Raw genomic sequence first — 12,916 nt, 5'->3', positions numbered from 1 at the left:
TTAAGGTAGAGGAGTTTGACAGAATGCGCGCAATTCGAGATATAGTACAGATCGACAACGAATTTCATGCAGTAGCAGAGCTGAATGCTTTAACAACAACAACATTTGCGTGTAAGCAATCTGATGGAGATTATACAGTGGATCTCTCCACTCCGAGAGAATGGTTAAATGATCAACTAACAACCGCAGAAGTCGTTGGCTTTATAACCGACAAAAGCTTCGAACTAATGAGACGCCAGCTGATTTTCTCGAAAGTGGAAGAGTTCCACGATTTGTTTCATCTCAGAAAGCCGTTTGTATCAGGCGAATCAAATTTAAGCTATGCGGGCAAAATATACGATAAAAAAGAGATGGTCGCTTTAACAGACGCTTCTCTAGATTTCTGGTTGACAGCGGGAAGGTTCTGTAAGCAGTTTGAAACCGAAATGGCAGCTTATATTGGCGTTCGTTATGCATTATTAACCAACTCTGGCTCATCGGCCAACTTACTTGCGGTATCGGCGTTAAGTTCTCCTAAGCTGGGCGAACGACGTTTACTTCCAGGCGATGAGGTTATAACAGTCGCAGCAGGCTTTCCAACTACGGTCGCTCCTATCGTCCAAAACCGTCTAATCCCTGTATTCATCGATGTAGATCTAGCGACTTATAACATTAGCGTAGAAGAAATTGAACAAGCGATCACACCTAAAACCAAAGCTATTATGATTGCTCATACAATGGGAAATCCGTTCAATCTTTCCGAGGTTGTCCGTATTGCTCAGAAGCATAATTTATGGCTAATCGAAGATAATTGTGATGCTCTTGGGTCACGATATGATGGTAAGTTGACTGGCACATTTGGCCACATTGCAACCTCCAGCTTTTACCCACCACACCATATTACTATGGGTGAAGGTGGCGCAGTTTACACGAATGATCCTATTCTCAAGATGGCGCTTGAATCGTTCCGTGACTGGGGACGTGATTGCTGGTGCCCATCAGGCTGTGATAATACGTGCAAAAAACGCTTTGGCTGGCAGCTAGGTGAGCTTCCGCTTGGTTATGATCATAAATATACTTATTCACACATAGGATATAATTTAAAAGTTACAGATATGCAGGCTGCTATTGGAATTGAGCAATTAAAGAAGCTGCCTTCATTTATTGATCGTCGGATTCATAATTTTAATCGCCTCAAATCGGGACTCGCTGATTTAACAGACATTCTGATCCTTCCAGAAGCTACACCGAACAGTGAGCCAAGCTGGTTTGGTTTTATCCTCACCATTAAAGATGGAGAAAAGTACTCGCGGACACGAATTACCGAATATTTGGAGGCCAATAAGGTCCAAACTCGTATGCTTTTTGCAGGGAATTTAATTAAGCAGCCTGCTTTTCATGGAGTGGAGTACCGACAGGTTGGCGACCTCCCTAACACGGACAAGATTATGTATGATACTTTTTTAGTTGGAGTTTACCCCGGTCTTACAGATGAGATGATTGACTATATGATCACTACAATTAAAGAAGCTGTATATAATACATGAAAGCATTAATAAAAAAGCTAAATCAACCGTTTTTTAGATTTCTAATTGTTGGAGGCATCAATACCATATTCGGTTATGGTTTGTTTGCCTTTTTTATTTATCTTAATCTGCATTATTCGGTAGCATCACTGCTCTCTACCATTCTTGGGGTACTGTTCAATTTTAAAACAACGGGGAAATTAGTTTTCAATTCAAGTGATAATCGACTTATCGTGCGATTTTTTGCGGTTTATGGTATGGTTTACTTAGTTAATGTCGGGTTATTAAAAGGATTTCAGTTGATCGGGTTGAATGTTTATATAGCAGGTGCCATTCTAGTTTTGCCCTTGGCAATCCTGTCTTTTTTATTAAATAGAAAATTTGTTTTCAAAAAATAATTCGTCCTACCGGAGGTTTGATATGAAGGTTGTTATTCTTGCAGGTGGATATGGAACGCGAATTAGTGAGGAATCGCATCTCAAGCCTAAACCGATGATTGAAATTGGTGAAAGGCCAATATTGTGGCATATTATGAAGCTCTATTCCAATTATGGGTTCAATGATTTTATTATATGTTTGGGCTACAAAGGCTTCTATATTAAAGAGTATTTCGCGCATTATTTCTTGCATGAATCGGATGTTACTTTTGATTTTCGTAGTGGTGGCGATAATCTTTCTGTTACTCATGAACATTCAGCAGAGCCGTGGAAGGTCACTTTAGTCAACACTGGCTTGGATACAATGACAGGCGGACGAGTAAAACGAATTCAAAAATACATAAATAATGAACCATTCATGCTGACATATGGCGATGGAGTTTCGGATGTGAATCTTAAGGAGCTTACTGAGTTTCATCATAAACACGGTAAGCTGGCAACTGTAACTTCGGTACAGCCGGCAGGAAGATTTGGCGCTTTAGATATCTCAGACAGCCACGAGGTCAGAGGCTTTCATGAGAAACCAAAAGGCGATGGAACGTGGATTAACGCAGGTTTCTTCGTATTACAGCCAGAGATTTTTGATTATATTGCGGATGATTCGACTATATTTGAAAAAGAACCTCTTGAGCAGCTAGCCACTGATCATTCTTTGATGGCCTATAAGCATAATGGTTTCTGGCAGCCTATGGACACACTTCGAGATCGGAATTACTTGGAGGACCTATGGAAAACAGGAAAAGCTCCATGGAAAAATTGGATATGATGAGCCGCGAGCAATTTTGGCAGGGCAAAAAAGTTTTTGTTACGGGGCACACTGGGTTTAAAGGGTCATGGTTATGCCTCTGGTTGAATAAGCTGGGTGCTGAAGTTACGGGATATGCTTTGCAGCCTCCAACCAAGCCTTCGTTATTTGAGATAACAAAGCTCTCTACGAAAATGAACTCGATTATTGGAGATATCAGAGACGCAGCAGCTTTAAATAAAGCAATGGCGGATAACAGTCCCGAAATCGTCATCCATATGGCAGCACAGCCTTTAGTTCGTGAATCCTACAATACACCTGTTGAAACCTATGCAACGAATGTGATGGGCACTGTAAATTTGTTAGAAGCAGTTAGACATAATCCAAGTGTTAAAGCTGTTGTGAATGTAACGACAGATAAAGTTTATGAGAATAAAGAGTGGCATTGGGGTTATCGGGAGAACGAACCATTAGGCGGATTGGACCCTTACTCGAATAGTAAAGCCTGTTCAGAGCTAGTGACTCAAGCTTATAGGCAATCATTTTTTGCTAATGGGGCAGCTGTGGCATCAGCTAGAGCTGGTAACGTTATTGGTGGAGGAGATTGGGCTGCAGATCGTCTAATTCCTGATTGTATTAACGCTTTGTTGCAAGGAGAGGCTGTGCGAATACGCAATCCTTACTCCATTCGACCTTGGCAGCATGTGCTAGAACCGTTAAGCGGGTACCTTAGCTTGGCTGAAAAGCTTTTCACAAATGGTAAGCCTTTTGCAGAAAGCTGGAACTTTGGTCCAGATGATCAAGATGCTAAGCCTGTGCAATGGATCGTTGAAGCATTGTGCGCTAAATGGGGACATGAAATCGGATTTACAATAGATGAAGGCGATCATCCTCACGAAGCTAAGTTTCTTAAATTGGATTGCTCCAAAGCGAAAAATGAGCTTCAATGGCAGCCTTGCTGGAGCTTAGATACAACACTCGACAAAATTGTCGAATGGTCCAAAGTATATCAGTCACAAGGTGACATGCAGGCCATTTGTTTAGCTCAAATCGCAGCTTATGAAGCTGTATTAAATCTACAAAACTGAGGTGAGACAGCTTGCGAAAAATACTTGTAACTGGCGCAACTGGCTTTGTTGGTGCCAATCTAGTGCGTGCTTTATTAGCCAAGCCAGATTTAGAAATATACATCCTTGCGCGTAGAACCTCAGATTTATGGAGGATAGCTGATGTTAAACAACAACTGAAGCAGCTGATTTATTGTAATTTAGAAGATCGGGCTGAAGTGTTCGAGATCATCGACAAGGCAAAGCCTAATGTTGTTTACCATGTTGCAACCTATGGAGGTTTTCCTAGCCAAAGCAATCATTCCCAAATGCTGCAATCAAATATCCAAGCTACTATGAATCTTTTGGATGCTTCGATTTCAAGTGGTGTAGCTACATTTATCAATACGGGAACGTCCTCCGAGTACGGCTTGAAGAACCATCCGATAAAAGAGACAGATCTGTGTGAACCCGTGAACTTCTACGGAATCACTAAGCTTGCAGCTACGAATTATTGCACAATGCTAGGGAAAACAAGCGAGACAAAGGTGTGTACCTTAAGATTATTCTCACCGTATGGTGAGTTAGAAGATCCTTCAAGGTTGTATCCTAGCATTGTGAACTCCTTATTAAGCAACGAGCGTCCTAAACTCTCTAGACCTCAATCCGTTAGAGATTTTATCGCAATTGAAAAAGTAGCTCAAGTCTATCTGGATATTATTGATACTGATTTTTCCTCAGGTGATATTATTAATGTGGCATCTGGTGAGCAACAAACAATTGAGCAATTTTATAATTCAATAGCTTTAAAGTTAGATAAGACACATCTTCAGCCCATCTGGGGCGAAGCGCCTCCTCGAGCCAATGAACCGCAAATGTGGCAGGCTGATGTAAGTAAGCTCAAATCATTGTTACCCCAAATCAAATAAATGAGGTCTCCGAATGGAAAATACCAATATACGTAGATCGATTGTACATATGTGCCATTATTCAAAATCCTCGCATGTGGGGACTTGTTTGTCGATGGTTGATATTCTGTACGTATTATATTATAAAATTATGCACTTAGATCCTACCAATCCGACTATGGCTGGACGAGACAAGTTTATCCTTAGCAAAGGCCACGGTGGTGCGGCCCTATATGCAACATTGGCTGAGAGAGGCTATTTTCCAAAATCATATTTGGATCGTTATTATGTGGACGGTGGTTTGCTCCCTGGGCATCTGGATATGGAAGCTGTTCCTGGCGTCGAAGTTTCTGCTGGCTCATTGGGACATGGTTTATCGATTGGAATTGGCATGGCTATTGCGAATCAGCTTGATCAGGATAAAGGGCATATCTATGTATTGGTTGGCGACGGTGAATGCAATGAGGGATCGATTTGGGAAGCGGTTATGCTTGCCTCGACTTTAAAGCTGCAGAATTTGACGGTAATTATTGACTACAATCAGCTGCAAAGCTTTGGGTGGACTAATGAAGTTATCAATCAAGAGAACATGTCGGAGCGCTGGAGCAGCTTTGGCTGGGATGCAATCGATATAGACGGCCATAATCTTAAAGCTATTGAGGATGCCTTCAAGCTTCCGCATAAAGGTCCAAGAGCCATTATCGCTCACACGGTTAAAGGCAAAGGGGTTTCCTATATGGAGAATAAATTGGAGTGGCATTATAAGTCGCCTAACGATGAACAGCTCGCTCAAGCCCTGCAGGAATTAGGTGAAGCATGAGAACCACTTTTATAAATACCTTAACAGAAGAAGCTAAATCAAATGATCGTATTTTCATTATCACGCCGGACTTGGGCTTTTCCGTATTAGAACGGTTTCGTGATCTGTTCCCTAATCGTTTTCTAAATGTCGGTATTGCTGAACAGAATGCAGTAGGTGTAGCAGCGGGTCTAGCTCTCTCTGGCAAAATAGTCTACGTATACAGCATCGTACCCTTCGTCACTATGCGCTGCTTCGAACAGGTGCGAGTTGATGTAGCCTACATGAACACTAATGTCAGATTAATTGGTGTAGGTGCAGGACTATCTTATGGACCTGCTGGTGCAACACATCATTCCATCGAGGATATCGCGGTGATGCGAAACCTGCCTAATATGACGGTTTGCTGCCCAGGTGATCCGCTTGAAGTAAGAGAAATCGTCAAGCAAAGCGTCGATTACCAAGGTCCGATGTACATCCGACTAGGCAAAAATGGCGAACCTACGATACACAAGGAAACCCAGCAGCTTACAATCGGTAAAGCAATACAGGTTTCAGAAGGAAAAGATTTGATTATCATTACAACCAGCAATATGCTCGAAGAAGGCAATCAAATTGCCGACAGTCTTAAAGAACAAGGTAAGACAGTAACGTTGGTCAGCATGCATACCATTAAACCTTTTGATTCAGAAACTGTACTCCGTTTGATCAACAAAGGAATACCGATGGTAACGTTAGAAGAGCACAATATCATTGGTGGATTAGGTAGTGCAGTAGCAGAAGTTATTGCTGAGAGTGGACAAGCGGTTCGCTTTAAACGGATTGGGATTAAGGATGTTTTCTGCCATGATGTTGGAAGTCAGCAGTACCTTAGGGGTAAGCTGATAAATGCCTATCAAGAAATTACAGACTTTATGGTATAATTTCAGAAAATACGCTTGTCCGAGAAAAGGAGGTCCAGATGAAATCGATCAGCATTGTAACGCCTTGTTATAACGAAGAAGCCAATGTTAAAGAGGTCTATGCACAGGTTAAAGCCGTAATTGAGCAGCTGGGCAATTATTCGTATGAGCATATCTTTATAGATAATGCTTCCAAGGATAATACTCTGATGCTTCTTAAAGAGCTGGCTGCTGTAGATCCCAACGTGAAAATTATCGCAAACTCGCGAAACTTCGGCCATATTCGTTCGCCTTATCATGCTTTGCTGCAAGCCAGTGGTGATGCGGTCATTCTGCTAGTGGCTGATTTGCAGGACCCTCCTAAGATGATTAAGGATTTTGTAGAGAAGTGGGAAGAAGGCTACAAGGTTGTACTTGGTGTTAAAACGGAGAGCGAGGAATCCTTCCTCATGTTTGGCGTTCGCAAAATGTACTATAACTTCATTAACCGCGTCTCTGAGATCGAGTTAACTAAGAACAATACCGGCTTTGGCTTATACGATAAACAAATCATTCAAATTTTACGTGAAATTGATGATCCCTATCCCTACTTTAGAGGGCTGATCTCTGATATTGGCTTCCCAAGCTATAAAATAGAGTACCTTCAGCCACAACGCAAACGAGGAATTACTAAAAATAATTTTTACACTCTATATGATATTGCGATGCTGGGGATTACCAATCATTCCAAAATCCCACTTAGATTGGCCGCGATGCTTGGCTTTGCGATGTCAGCTATTAGTTTCTTAGTGGCGATTGTGTATTTGTTGGCTAAATTAATATTCTGGAATTACTTCTCAGTCGGCTTAGCACCACTTGTAATAGGTCTCTTCTTCTTCTCATCGGTTCAGCTTTTCTTTATTGGAATAATCGGAGAGTATATTGGTTCCATCCACACCCAGGTTTTAAAGCGACCTTTGGTAGTGGAAAAGGAACGGATTAATTTTATTAAAGATCACGATATAAACAAATGAACGGTTCTGTAGAGAGATGTTTACAATTTCAAGATTATGATATAATTGTATAAAAGCGAGGTGAGTCGATATGCAATATGTTACAAAGGAACAGTTTGATGAATTCTATAATACCTTCAAAAACAGAAATGTAATTGAAGTAAATGAATTAGTTCAAGTGATGGAAAAGCAGTTCGGATATAAAGCTGATCTGATTCAACCTACACCTACCTTAGAACAAAAAGGCAAGATAACAGATGCAATATTCTCCAATCAAGAGATACTGCAGCAATTAAGACAGTCAAAAATGGATCGTGATGATGGTATACCCATTTATAGTAATGATATTGCCGATTTTACCAAATTGGTTGATGAGATAGCAGATGAAAGATAGACAATTTGAAGTAATATGGTCATCTCACGCTCAAGTAAGTCTCGCTAGAATGAAGAAATGGAAAGTTAAATCCATTGAAGTTTTTAAACGTGCTAAATATATTCTTGCTGACAAACCGCTTGAACGCAGCGATGGTATGGCAGAGTATGTAGGATTTGAATTTAACGGTTACAACTGGATGCTTTTAAATAACGTTATTATTGTTTATTCTATTTCACTTGAAGATCAGAAGGTTTACATTGATGCATGTTATTATGCAAATACAGGGCTGTCCCATCTCTTTTTTTGGGGAATAGAGCCAGATGATGATTAACTGTGATTAAGGGAAGTCTCTAGGTTGATCAATGAGACTTCTTTTGCTTGTGAAGCAAATAGGTATAAGCCTGGAAGGAATTGTTTAAATTGCAGAAGCTAGCCAAGATTTTAGTTATAGTACCCGCTTATAATGAGCAGGATAATCTCCCTGATTTAGTGTACAAGCTGAGACAGGTAGAGCCCAAGCTCGATATCTTAGTCATCAATGATCGATCTCAGGACCAAACTGCGCAGATATGCAAAGAGCTGAATGTAAACACGATTCATTTGCCTTGTAATCTCGGAATTGGTGGAGCCGTGCAAACAGGCTATAAATATGCGCACTTACATGGATATGACTATGCAGTACAAGTAGATGGAGATGGGCAGCATGACCCTACATATATAAGTAATATTCTTCAACCGTTATTTAATAATCAAGCAGATTTAGTGATAGGCTCGCGTTATATCAATAAAGAGGGCTTCCAATCGACAGCGATGCGCCGGATGGGGATCAAGTATTTCAGCTTGCTAATTAATCTGCTCATTCACCAGAAGGTGACGGATCCGACTTCCGGCTTTCGTGCCTGCAATGCTAAAGTGATCGAATTGTTCTCACGCTTTTATCCCGCGGATTACCCAGAGCCAGAATCGATTGTCTTTATCAAAAGAAACGGGTATAGGATTAGCGAAATCCCAGTTATTATGCAAGAGCGGCTGGGTGGAGTTTCGTCGATTAAATCTTTTAGAACCTTGTATTATATGATCAAAGTGTCCATTGCCATTCTGATTGATAAAATGCGCAGGCACACTGAGGTGAACCAATGATCCCTCTGAAGCTGCAGCTGATTATGTCGTTAATTTCTTTGGGTGGATTAGTATTTCTCTTAAACCAAATCGTTAAATATAAGCTAGAGCTTAAATATTCATTGTTATGGTTATTCCTTAGTCTAGCTACAATTCTTCTAGCAGTAATTCCAAAAATAAGCTCCAATATTGCGCATTGGTTTGGTATTGAGACGCCGGTTAATGTACTGTTCTTATTCGGTATTCTGGTCTCGTTGATGATCGTGTTTAGCTTAACGGTTGCCTTATCCCAACATATGGTCCGGATTAGACATTTGTCGCAGGAGCTCGGCATTTATAAGAATGAATTGGCGAAGCTGCAGGAACGTGTAGATGAATTTGTAAAGGCGAAGGTATAATTTTAACGGAATGGTTGCATAATGCATAACATACTCATAAGTAGTACAAGGGGGTATGTTTATGCGTGACCGTGAGGAACCGTATCAGGAAGACCCTATGGCAGTAGGGCGCGGAATGGTTTTTGGGGTCGTATTTGGTACCATTCTCTGGACCTTTATTCTTGTTGCCATTTGGTATTGGGTATATAACTAAAAAGAAAAAGGCAACCCCGCAGTCAGCAATGACCTCTGGGTTGCCTTTATTTGCTTTGTCCGATGAAACTGATTTACGGTGTATAAAAGTTTTCTGTATAGTAGACGCGGTCTTTTTCACTTAAGCCAACTCCAACACCTAGTCGTTTGAAATCGGTTAGGATGTTCTTACGATGACCTTCTGAATTCATCCAGCCTTCATGGGCGAATATGGCGCTTTGCTGGCCATAAGCAATGTTCTCACCAGCTGACGAGTATGTGATTCCTTCTGCTTTCATCCGATCAAACGGAGATTTCCCAGCCAAATTCTCATGTGCAAAATAACCATTGCTCCCCATATCTACACTATGCTTGCGTGCTGAGGCTGCTGCGTCATCAGCCCAGATAAATGCGGTATGACCCATTCTAACGCGAACGGCATTGACTAAGTCGAAGTCCTGTCGCTCAAAGCTTTGACTTAGCTCTTTGCTTGGTTTTCCAGCAAAGCCTCTTAGCGAGAGCTCAACTTCTTTAGCAATTTGTTGGACAGCAGTTACGGTATAGTTGACATGAATATCATAAAAAATAGTCGTATACGCATCATCCAATAGGAATATATCTTTTTCTCCAGCTTCACGCATAATGGAGTAGATTGTGTTGCCTTTTTGAATTTCAGTAAGTGAAGCGCCATATTGTTTCTTAACTTCTACGGCCGTACTTCCGACTTTAATCCCATGCTTCGATTGCCATTTTGTAGTATTGCCATATAAGCCAACGACTTTACCTTGCAACACACCTATTTGTGCATAATTTTTATAATCTTTGTTATAAATATACCATTGAAATCCATATTCACTTAAGTCTTTACGAATGGGTTGTCCGAGATTTTTCACCAGATCAGCTTCAGAATCTCCTATGGCAATACCGCGTATCGAGAATTCGGCATCATCCCTAACAGTCTCATTTCTCTTAAGCTTATCTTCTTCTACAACTCCTTTAGCAGCGGATAAAGTAACCCCCTGATCCAAAAGGTTTTTCATGAAACTAACGGCTTCAGCACGAGTCAGCGGTGCTTCTTTACCAAATCCTGCAACGGTTGCAGCGGTTTTCCCATTAGCAAGCTTATGGTCGAGCAAGTACTGCACAGCTTTATCCATACTTAGCAGCTGACCTTGAGATGCGGCAACAATGCTTGCAACTTGCCCCCGCAAAACGGGTTTAGATGCCGCCGCGAGTGAAACAGGCCAATTCATAGTAGTCAGAGCATATGTATAATATTTGGTATACCAGGGTCTCGATGGCACGATTGGGATTTTCATTTCTGGAAAAGAATTAAACAGCATAGTCACAAACTCAGCTTCCGTCACATTGCGGTTAGGTCCGAAAGTACCGTCACCTGTTCCTTTTACAATACCAAGATCAGCAGCCCACATTATGGTTGCATTTGCCCAATGTCCATTAACATCACTGAAGGTGATAGTATCGGTATCTGCTAGTATTCTCTCCGACTTAATAGATGAAACTCCTACTGTAAGCGTTATCGCTATGGTTCCAATAATTACCTTACACATTCCTCTTAGCTGCATTTTACGTCAATCCTTTCCCTAGTTGGCTGAAATAAGCTTCTCTATGAATCGGTACAGTACTATCTATTTTACCAGTTCTTTATCACTTAACACCAGCTGTAGAATAATTTTAATATCTTCTTGCGTAGTCAGAGTCACTAAATGTGGATTAGTTAGTCCAAAATCTGCAAAGGTTACGGTAGTATCGCCTTTAAGTTTAAGCAATTCTTCCTCGTAGAGTACCTCGCCTATGAATTGAACTACTTTTATGGCTCTAAAGGAGCCTGAATCTCTGTCAACTCTTGAGCTTTATATTTAAGACGCGATACTTCAATGGCTTCGCTCAATAAATCGGATACATGAATGCTATCACGAATATTTTTCAATAAAAAGGTAGGGGTCGTAGTATCCGTTGTGTATAGTAGAAGATCGCCAACTCGGACTATCCGTTCCATAAGATTACGTTTCAAGGAAATATCCCGAATGCGATATAGACGGATTTCTTCACGCTTTTTAGTGAATACCCCCCGATCCACGATGAGCCGCTGATCGGTTATTGTGTATTTAATGAAGCTGGGAACTCCATAATTAAATGGCTTGCCTTCCCATAGAACCGTTTCGTTCAGCATCACGGTCAACTCCCTTTTTCTAAATTGAAGTTCTCATCCAACGATTTCCATGATTTGCAGCGAGCTTGTTTTACTTAAATCAATAAATGCACCATCCACTGAAATTAATGGACTGGCTGGGTTACTTGCGTGAACAAGTACTATCGATGCTTTTTTTCCATTGGATAGAATGACTTCGCTGCCAATTTGGGCATTCATGAGTAAGTTTAGAAACGTTAAGCCAATTTTTGAATCAAACTGACCATGCAGGATATTCTCATAAACGGTATGAATGACTTGAAAGAAAGGTAACGCTGGGCGCTGCGGGCGATCGGATGTCATGGCTACGTAAACATCGGCTAAGGCTACTATTTTGCTGAAAATATGAATTTCCGAGCCTGCTAGCTGTTGGGGATATCCACTGCCATCTTCTCTTTCATGATGTTGAACAGCTACTATGGCAGCACGAGGGTCAAGAGCAGACTCTTTCAGAAGATCTCTCCCCATATAGGTATGCAGCTTCATCATGTCATATTCACCTGCATCAAGCTCTGAGGTTTTATGCAGCAAAGTATGAGGCAGTTTAATAGAGCCAATATCGCAAAGGCTTGCAGCTATTGTGAGATGAGCGATCTCATCCTCATCCATTTTGAGTGAACGCCCAAGGAGAGCAGCAATATAAGAAACTCCGATACTATGCTTAAATCGAAAATCGCCTTCTGCTTTCAAGTCAGCAAAGAGCTTATAAATGCTGCTGTTTTTAGTTGCTTCAAGGATGGTTGGCAAAAGGAAATTCTCAACGTCAGCAATCGGGACTTTGCCCGTATATTTAACAATATCTTCAATTTCTTGCAGCAGGGCATTAGTCCGCTTAACGGAACCGTTAGCTTTAGCCGCTTTTGGAGAATCGGGAGCATCCGATACTGAAACGGTTACTTCTTCATTTGTTACCAACTCAACATGGATATTGAAGGTCTCAATTTTGAATTTTTCTAGCTTATCGATATGACTTTCAGAGAGGATGGTTTCCGTTGGAATGATCATCATGCCTTTTGAGTTAACAACACTTTGAAGCAATCGCTTTCCAACAAGATCTTCATAATTAGTAAATTGCATAGAGTAAAATCCCTCCCACTATAAAGTATTGTTTTCGCCTGTTTTCTCGCTTATTCTTAGTTTTTCAACTTTGACACCTTGAGGAGAATGGAGGAAAATTGTTGTAGAACCATATATTTCTATAAGGGTCGTTGCGGGAACAGGGCTTGGACTCGTTTTCATCCAAACTGTGAATATTGTTTATGATCGCACAGTGGATCTCCACATTCACCCTTGGGGTTTACCCTCC

Annotated in this window: 17 protein-coding genes; 13 read left to right on the top strand and 4 right to left on the bottom strand. The window is 41.0% G+C overall.

Annotated features, from left to right (window positions below; all coding sequences use genetic code 11):
* Nucleotides 1-23 precede the first annotated feature (23 nt).
* From rfbH to EHS13_RS37280, 13 genes are all read left to right on the top strand, one after another.
* The gene (gene rfbH / locus EHS13_RS28185; RefSeq protein ID WP_227013548.1) at nt 24-1,526 is read left to right on the top strand and encodes a lipopolysaccharide biosynthesis protein RfbH; all 1,503 of its coding nucleotides are present in this window, start codon (nt 24-26) and stop codon (nt 1,524-1,526) included.
* The gene (locus EHS13_RS28180; RefSeq protein ID WP_155703571.1) at nt 1,523-1,903 is read left to right on the top strand and encodes a GtrA family protein; all 381 of its coding nucleotides are present in this window, start codon (nt 1,523-1,525) and stop codon (nt 1,901-1,903) included. Before rfbH ends, EHS13_RS28180 begins: the two co-directional genes overlap by 4 nt.
* A gap of 22 nt (nt 1,904-1,925) precedes the next feature.
* Nucleotides 1,926-2,708, top strand: a complete 783-nt coding sequence (gene rfbF, locus EHS13_RS28175; protein ID WP_155703570.1) for a glucose-1-phosphate cytidylyltransferase — start codon at nt 1,926-1,928, stop codon at nt 2,706-2,708.
* On the top strand, nt 2,669-3,775 hold the full coding sequence (gene rfbG, locus EHS13_RS28170) for a CDP-glucose 4,6-dehydratase (RefSeq protein WP_227013546.1): 1,107 nt from the start codon (nt 2,669-2,671) through the stop codon (nt 3,773-3,775). Before rfbF ends, rfbG begins: the two co-directional genes overlap by 40 nt.
* A gap of 11 nt (nt 3,776-3,786) precedes the next feature.
* Nucleotides 3,787-4,662, top strand: a complete 876-nt coding sequence (locus EHS13_RS28165; protein ID WP_155703569.1) for an NAD-dependent epimerase/dehydratase family protein — start codon at nt 3,787-3,789, stop codon at nt 4,660-4,662.
* 13 nt (nt 4,663-4,675) lie between these two features.
* Complete coding sequence (locus EHS13_RS28160; RefSeq protein WP_155703568.1) at nt 4,676-5,461, top strand: transketolase; 786 nt, start codon at nt 4,676-4,678, stop codon at nt 5,459-5,461.
* Entirely contained in the window at nt 5,458-6,363 is a 906-nt protein-coding gene (locus tag EHS13_RS28155; RefSeq protein ID WP_155703567.1) for a transketolase family protein, read from the top strand. The genes EHS13_RS28160 and EHS13_RS28155 overlap by 4 nt, the downstream gene beginning before the upstream one ends.
* Before the next feature lie 38 nt (nt 6,364-6,401).
* Nucleotides 6,402-7,355, top strand: a complete 954-nt coding sequence (locus EHS13_RS28150) for a glycosyltransferase family 2 protein (protein ID WP_155703566.1) — start codon at nt 6,402-6,404, stop codon at nt 7,353-7,355.
* Between the two features lie 70 nt (nt 7,356-7,425).
* Nucleotides 7,426-7,728 (top strand): hypothetical protein, encoded by a 303-nt coding sequence (locus EHS13_RS28145; protein WP_155703565.1) that lies wholly within the window; start codon nt 7,426-7,428, stop codon nt 7,726-7,728.
* The gene (locus EHS13_RS28140) at nt 7,718-8,041 is read left to right on the top strand and encodes a hypothetical protein (protein ID WP_155703564.1); all 324 of its coding nucleotides are present in this window, start codon (nt 7,718-7,720) and stop codon (nt 8,039-8,041) included. The genes EHS13_RS28145 and EHS13_RS28140 overlap by 11 nt, the downstream gene beginning before the upstream one ends.
* A gap of 89 nt (nt 8,042-8,130) precedes the next feature.
* A complete protein-coding gene (locus tag EHS13_RS28135; RefSeq protein ID WP_155703563.1) occupies nt 8,131-8,850 on the top strand; it encodes a glycosyltransferase family 2 protein in 720 nt (239 codons plus the stop codon).
* Complete coding sequence (locus EHS13_RS28130) at nt 8,847-9,227, top strand: DUF2304 domain-containing protein (protein ID WP_155703562.1); 381 nt, start codon at nt 8,847-8,849, stop codon at nt 9,225-9,227. The genes EHS13_RS28135 and EHS13_RS28130 overlap by 4 nt, the downstream gene beginning before the upstream one ends.
* A 61-nt stretch (nt 9,228-9,288) precedes the next feature.
* Nucleotides 9,289-9,420, top strand: a complete 132-nt coding sequence (locus tag EHS13_RS37280) for a hypothetical protein (protein ID WP_264373551.1) — start codon at nt 9,289-9,291, stop codon at nt 9,418-9,420.
* A gap of 73 nt (nt 9,421-9,493) precedes the next feature.
* Here the strand turns inward: EHS13_RS37280 and EHS13_RS28125 are convergent, their stop codons facing one another.
* The 4 genes from EHS13_RS28125 to EHS13_RS28110 all read right to left on the bottom strand — a co-directional run bounded on the left by EHS13_RS28125 (nt 9,494) and on the right by EHS13_RS28110 (nt 12,687).
* Nucleotides 9,494-10,984 (bottom strand): CAP-associated domain-containing protein, encoded by a 1,491-nt coding sequence (locus tag EHS13_RS28125; protein ID WP_155703561.1) that lies wholly within the window; start codon nt 10,982-10,984, stop codon nt 9,494-9,496.
* 63 nt (nt 10,985-11,047) lie between these two features.
* Nucleotides 11,048-11,188 carry a hypothetical protein gene (locus tag EHS13_RS28120; protein WP_155703560.1) on the bottom strand — a complete coding sequence of 47 codons (141 nt, stop codon included), beginning with the start codon at nt 11,186-11,188 and terminating at the stop codon, nt 11,048-11,050.
* 41 nt (nt 11,189-11,229) lie between these two features.
* Entirely contained in the window at nt 11,230-11,592 is a 363-nt protein-coding gene (locus tag EHS13_RS28115; RefSeq protein ID WP_155703559.1) for a PH domain-containing protein, read from the bottom strand.
* Nucleotides 11,593-11,625: 33 nt separating this feature from the next.
* Nucleotides 11,626-12,687 carry an HD-GYP domain-containing protein gene (locus tag EHS13_RS28110; RefSeq protein WP_155703558.1) on the bottom strand — a complete coding sequence of 354 codons (1,062 nt, stop codon included), beginning with the start codon at nt 12,685-12,687 and terminating at the stop codon, nt 11,626-11,628.
* Nucleotides 12,688-12,916: the final 229 nt, after the last annotated feature.

The sequence above is a fragment of the Paenibacillus psychroresistens genome (assembly GCF_009728935.1).
Lineage (GTDB): Bacteria > Bacillota > Bacilli > Paenibacillales > NBRC-103111 > Paenibacillus_AC > Paenibacillus_AC psychroresistens.
The sequence above is the reverse complement of the archived record's forward strand: the minus strand, read 5'-3'. Positions and strand labels throughout refer to the sequence as shown.

Excerpts from the sequence above, each read along its gene's own strand:
- rfbH (WP_227013548.1), top strand. The coding sequence starts at position 24 with ATGCGCGCAATTCGAGATATAGTACAGATCGACAACGAATTTCATGCA.
- EHS13_RS28110 (WP_155703558.1), bottom strand. The coding sequence starts at position 12,687 with ATGCAATTTACTAATTATGAAGATCTTGTTGGAAAGCGATTGCTTCAA.
- EHS13_RS28145 (WP_155703565.1), top strand. The coding sequence starts at position 7,426 with ATGCAATATGTTACAAAGGAACAGTTTGATGAATTCTATAATACCTTC.
- EHS13_RS28155 (WP_155703567.1), top strand. The coding sequence starts at position 5,458 with ATGAGAACCACTTTTATAAATACCTTAACAGAAGAAGCTAAATCAAAT.
- rfbG (WP_227013546.1), top strand. The coding sequence starts at position 2,669 with ATGGAAAACAGGAAAAGCTCCATGGAAAAATTGGATATGATGAGCCGC.
- EHS13_RS28115 (WP_155703559.1), bottom strand. The coding sequence starts at position 11,592 with ATGCTGAACGAAACGGTTCTATGGGAAGGCAAGCCATTTAATTATGGA.
- EHS13_RS37280 (WP_264373551.1), top strand. The coding sequence starts at position 9,289 with ATGCGTGACCGTGAGGAACCGTATCAGGAAGACCCTATGGCAGTAGGG.
- EHS13_RS28130 (WP_155703562.1), top strand. The coding sequence starts at position 8,847 with ATGATCCCTCTGAAGCTGCAGCTGATTATGTCGTTAATTTCTTTGGGT.
- EHS13_RS28180 (WP_155703571.1), top strand. The coding sequence starts at position 1,523 with ATGAAAGCATTAATAAAAAAGCTAAATCAACCGTTTTTTAGATTTCTA.
- EHS13_RS28150 (WP_155703566.1), top strand. The coding sequence starts at position 6,402 with ATGAAATCGATCAGCATTGTAACGCCTTGTTATAACGAAGAAGCCAAT.
- rfbF (WP_155703570.1), top strand. The coding sequence starts at position 1,926 with ATGAAGGTTGTTATTCTTGCAGGTGGATATGGAACGCGAATTAGTGAG.
- EHS13_RS28140 (WP_155703564.1), top strand. The coding sequence starts at position 7,718 with ATGAAAGATAGACAATTTGAAGTAATATGGTCATCTCACGCTCAAGTA.
- EHS13_RS28125 (WP_155703561.1), bottom strand. The coding sequence starts at position 10,984 with ATGCAGCTAAGAGGAATGTGTAAGGTAATTATTGGAACCATAGCGATA.
- EHS13_RS28160 (WP_155703568.1), top strand. The coding sequence starts at position 4,676 with ATGGAAAATACCAATATACGTAGATCGATTGTACATATGTGCCATTAT.